We start from the raw sequence: 5,043 nt of genomic DNA, 5'->3' as shown, positions 1-5,043 counted from the left end.
ATTTAATGGATTGGTATACAGTGAATTAAAATGTTAAAACAGAATGACTAATTTAAACGATCCTTTTTTCTAGTCACAAAGGTACGACTAGTTTTTAAACCTGCAATTCTTTTCAAATTTATTTTTGCAAATATATAGTCTTTCTTATCAACTATATAACAAAGTTAGTATGAAATTATCACTTTTCAGTATAAAATAAAAATTCACTCAAGAAATGACTAGAAAAAAGGATCGATTAATCTCGTCATTTTACTAAACACCTTTTAACAGATACATAGTTAGGGGAAGAAAGGGATAAAGGTGCAGGGTAAGATTCACAAGGTTTATGACGCTATTTTAACACTATTATTAATATTAAATTTTTAAATTATGAACAAAAAGTTTTCTACGTTAGTAGCTGCACTGTTAGCTTCGGGTGGATTGTTCTACGCAGTAGACGCAATGATCCTGCCGGCAAGTAACGGGGTGGCTAACACATTTGTAGGGGCAGCAATGTCTAAAAGCTCAACAGAAGCTACGGCGGCCAAGGTTGTGGCTTGCAACTTTAAGATTGAATCTGAATTCACTAAAGCTTGGAAAGTAAAGAAGGTTGAAGAAGCATTTTATCTGGAAGTGAATGATGCTGAAGGATGGATCTTATGCGAAGGCGCTATTCAGGAAATAAAAGGTTCTGCGGATGCTTATTCTACACAACGGGCAATTGCTGTTAAACTTCAAGCGGAAACCCATAAGCTGCTCAGCGGAGAAAAGGAAGTAGTGATCGATCCTGCAAGCGGTGCTATTTCTTTGACTGCTGAGAAAGGTGAAGGAAACGCTTATTTGTATTCAGACGCTGAGACAGTTGTAGGTGAACTGCAGGCTAATGCTGAAGTCGCTTTATCTACTCAGAAAACCGAACAGGTTGTTGGTACGAATGATGTAAAGTGGACTGAAACTGATCAAAGTAGTACTGTTGCTGCTAATGAATACGACTCCCAAGAGATCGAAGCTGGGGAAAAATGGACTGCAGTAGTAGGTGATCAAGGTGCGTTGACATTAAAAGCTGGCAAAAAGTTCTTGAAGGCTCCTACAAGTGCAGGTAATGCAACGTTAGAAGAAGAGGGGAGTGCTACCGCGATAACATTGAACGAAGACGGTGCTTTGAAGAGCGGCGACAACTTCCTTGTAAATAGTGAAAGTACAATTAAAACGGTAGAACAAGTAGCCGGAGAAAAACTGTATTTGTTTACAGAAGCAGGCGAATTGGTTACTTCTAAAGATGCTGTTAAAAATGGTGACGCTTACCTTATCGCTGAACTTAAATCATCTACATCAGCTGACAAGACAGTAGGTGTAGAAGTCATAACAGCAGATCCTACCGAACCGGGTTCTTCCGTAGATGGTATGACAGATGCCGGTGTATATGTAAAGGACGGTAAAATTGAATTAGTAGGTGGTACTGCTAGCACAAATGCTATCCCTGCTCCTTTCGCTATCTCAAGCTCTAACACAGGCTTAAAAGAACTGGCCGGTCAATCCTGGACGCTTGTCGAAGGTGAGTTGATAAACCTGGCTGCTGAAAAAGCCGGTAAAGCTGAGAAGTATTTGGGTAAGTTTGCAACAAAGGCTGCCGATCCTACCTATACATTAGTAAAAAAAGAGAATGCTATCACAGGCATCGCTTATACTAAGAGTGGTTTGGTAATTGAAGGTCAAACTATCGCTGCAGACCTGAAGACTACCGGCGAAGCTTTGCCTTTGGTTGTTAAAGGTCAGTTGACGTCTGTTAACTCCGGTGATATTGTGACGATTAAGGATGCTTCAACTTCAGTGAATGATCAGTGGAAGATCGTTATCGGTGCTTTGTCTGGTGACAACTTCAATTATTCTTTCGTGAAATGTGATAAATTTGGTAAAGAAGTATCTCCTAAAACATATCTGAAAGTAGGCGAAGAATCCGACTTTACCGGTAAGAAATATGACGGTTCATTCTCTTTGCAGACAAAGGACGGTTCATATCTGGAAATAAGCAATGGTGCACTGGCAAAAGCTGCTCAAGGTCAACCTTCTTTAACCTTGTTTGCTTACGCTATCCAGGCAGATGCTAAGTCTTATACTGTCGGTCAACTTTTGAACGACTTCGGTTCAAGAACCAGCTTCGGTGTTGCTTTGGCACACAAATATATCGACGAGGACGGTGACGCTGCTACTAAGGACATCACTACCGGTAATGTATTTGCCGATGCTGATCTGGTTCCGGTTAAATATGACGGTACTAATAAAAAATTAGTAGAACTTACAGGTGACGCAAATGCAAGTGTAAATGAGGCAATTCTTTTGAAGAGCGGCGACCGTTACATTGTTCTGGAAACAACCAAGGACTCTGAATGGACAAGCATCAAGGATGATTTGAAGAATGGTGGTTATAAGTTCACTACATTGGGAGAAAAGGCTATGCTCGAACTTCTGGCAAATACCGGTGAATTCAATAAAGGAACTTACGCTCCATACTTCCAGTTCTACTATGACAATGCTACAAACGTAGGCGGTAAAGGTAAAGCGGTTTATAACATTGAAGTGAAGAAATACGACAAGAGTGCTTTCTCAACTGCTCTTTATATCTCTTCTTTCGAAGTAAAGACCGGTGCTCAGAAGGGTGTTTACCTGACTGTTACTAATGATAAAGCTTACTGGGTAGCTGCCGAACTGGGCTTGAATAACCTGGTAAAAGCAAAGAGCGATGACAGCCCGTTGAACTATACTTATGTAAACATCGAGTTCGCTAACCATCCGTCTGTAAAGGATAATAATGGTAAGATACTGAATGGTCGTGTATTAGGTGCAAACTTGGCTACTGCCGACAAGTCTGAATTCCTGTTCAGCAAACCGGAAGGACAGTGGATCGTAAACGTAGGCGGTCAGAGCGGAGAATTGAATAAGAAGGGTGTTGCCGGTCTGAAAGATGCAACCAAATTCACATTCGTAAACCGTGAAAGTGGCAAATCATATACTGTTAATGCAATGTATTACTTAGGTGATAACAAGTATGCAGTATCTCCTTCACAATACGCTTCTTCTGCAAATCGTGATACATTGGTTATCACAGGAATCAAGGAGGAAATCGTAGCCGGTAAAGTACAGCGCGACGGTTATGCAGACCTGAAAACATCGGATGTACAGGACGAACAGTTCCGCTTGTTGGTCGCTTCTGCCGAAGAAGACTACTATGTAGGTGAAAACCATACAGCTAAGAGCCACTTCCTGGGATTGTCTCACGACGAAGCTGCTGCTGTAAACTGGAGAATTGTTCCTCTGACAGGTGCACGCGAATATGACAAGGATGGCATCCTCAAGACTGCTTCCGACTCTATTTATGCATTCCGTTATTCACAGTACTTCAAAGACGATAAACTGTTCAGCAAGAACGATACAATCGCTATCGTTGGTTATGCACTGCAGAATACGGCTAACGACGAATATCTGACTTACGAAAATCCGCAGACTACAACAATCCAGTCTATGATCTGTGATCCGAACTTCACATCATTCAAGACTACGAAAAATGTATCTGAGGCTTATCGCTTCGCCCTGAAAGAAAAGGGTACGGATTTGTACAACATCATCGGTGTGAACACATCTAAGGGTGACACTTCCGATCCTATGTATGACAAAGACGGTTACTTGAATAGTGCTTACAGTCCTTACTTTGTATTGAACCTGGGCAGCAAGCTGTATGGCGCAACAACGCTGACAAAACAGGGTGCAGTAGAAGTAGACGGTGCTTATGTTAAGATCAACTCTAACGACCTGTTCAAAGTACAGAAAGTGGGTGCTCCTGAATATCGTCTGCAGAGCATGGGTGATACGATCCGCATCTTCCGTCAGGAAAATGATTACGATCAGATGTTTGAAAACGGTGAATTCCTGAACATCGGTAACAAGGCTCAGTTGACTACTATGGCTCCGGCTCTGTATGTCGATACAGCTTATGTAAAACGTGGCAACAACAATCGTTATCAGTATCTGTTGGCTGTTAATCCGGAATACAAACCGGCTACATTCGACAATGCTAACCATCAGCTGACTCCGGATACGACTTACGGTCGCTTCCTGGTGAACCTGATCGACACTGCTTATGTAGCTTATGTAAATGGTGCTATCCATACGAATAAGTATATCAATGACAATGAAGCAGGCGAACACTTTGCTAAGTTAGGTTTCGTATACGGTTTCCGCACAGGTGACAAACTGTATATCACAGACAAGAACTATACAAAGAGTGGCAAGGCTTCCGACGTGATCGACCTGAGCACAAGCGATTTCAATACAGCTAAGTTCGCGTTCCGTTATATCAACCCGATCAACCATGAATCTGACGGTTCATTCAAGGTTCAGACAGGTTATTATGATTATAACACTTACATCGCTGGCAAGAAACAGCCTGAAGTAGCTAACGACGGTTACCTGAAGAACATCAACGGTGTGGTTGTTGTAGCTAAGGGCTATGCTGCAGGTGATCAGTTTGATCTAGCAGCAGAACATTCTAACCCGACAGCAAACGGCGAAATCAGTGCTTCTGAAGTGATTGTTTCAACAATCGACGGTGCTGTAGTTGTTAAGGGTGCTGAAGGCAAGAACGTAGTGATCACTAACGTACTTGGTCAGACAATTGCCAATACAGTAATCACTTCTTCTGAAGCAACCATCGCTACTCCTGCCGGTGTAGTTGTAGTAGCCGTAGAAGGTGAAGCCGCTGTTAAAGCAATTGTAAAATAATAGAAACTATTTATAATCAATAAATTTAAATTGACCGCGCGTCGTAGGGGTGGTTCGCGAACCGCCCCATGATAATTACCCCGCGAGGGCGAACAAGCAGTCAGTATTAATACTAAAGTAATGAAATAAAGTTCTTCTGTTCGATCTCTGTGAAGAGCAAAGACAGACAAAAAAGGCAAGCCCCGGGGATTAAGTTCTTCGGGGTCTTGTGTTTTTTATAGCCACTGAAAAAGATGCTGGAAGAGCAGGATTTAAATCCTCTTTACAGGCCTTGTTATCTTGTTTGGT

Annotated in this window: 1 protein-coding gene; it reads left to right on the top strand. The window is 41.9% G+C overall.

Features of this window, described 5'->3' with window-relative positions:
• Nucleotides 1-369: 369 nt before the first annotated feature.
• Nucleotides 370-4,755, top strand: a complete 4,386-nt coding sequence (locus DXD68_RS23880; RefSeq protein ID WP_122363913.1) for a DUF6383 domain-containing protein — start codon at nt 370-372, stop codon at nt 4,753-4,755.
• The last annotated feature ends 288 nt before the right edge of the window (nt 4,756-5,043 follow it).

It is taken from the genome of Parabacteroides sp. TM07-1AC, from assembly GCF_003480915.1.
Taxonomy (GTDB): Bacteria; Bacteroidota; Bacteroidia; order Bacteroidales; family Tannerellaceae; genus Parabacteroides; species Parabacteroides chongii.
Note: the sequence above shows the minus strand (reverse complement) of the source record. Positions and strands in the feature narration are given on the sequence as shown.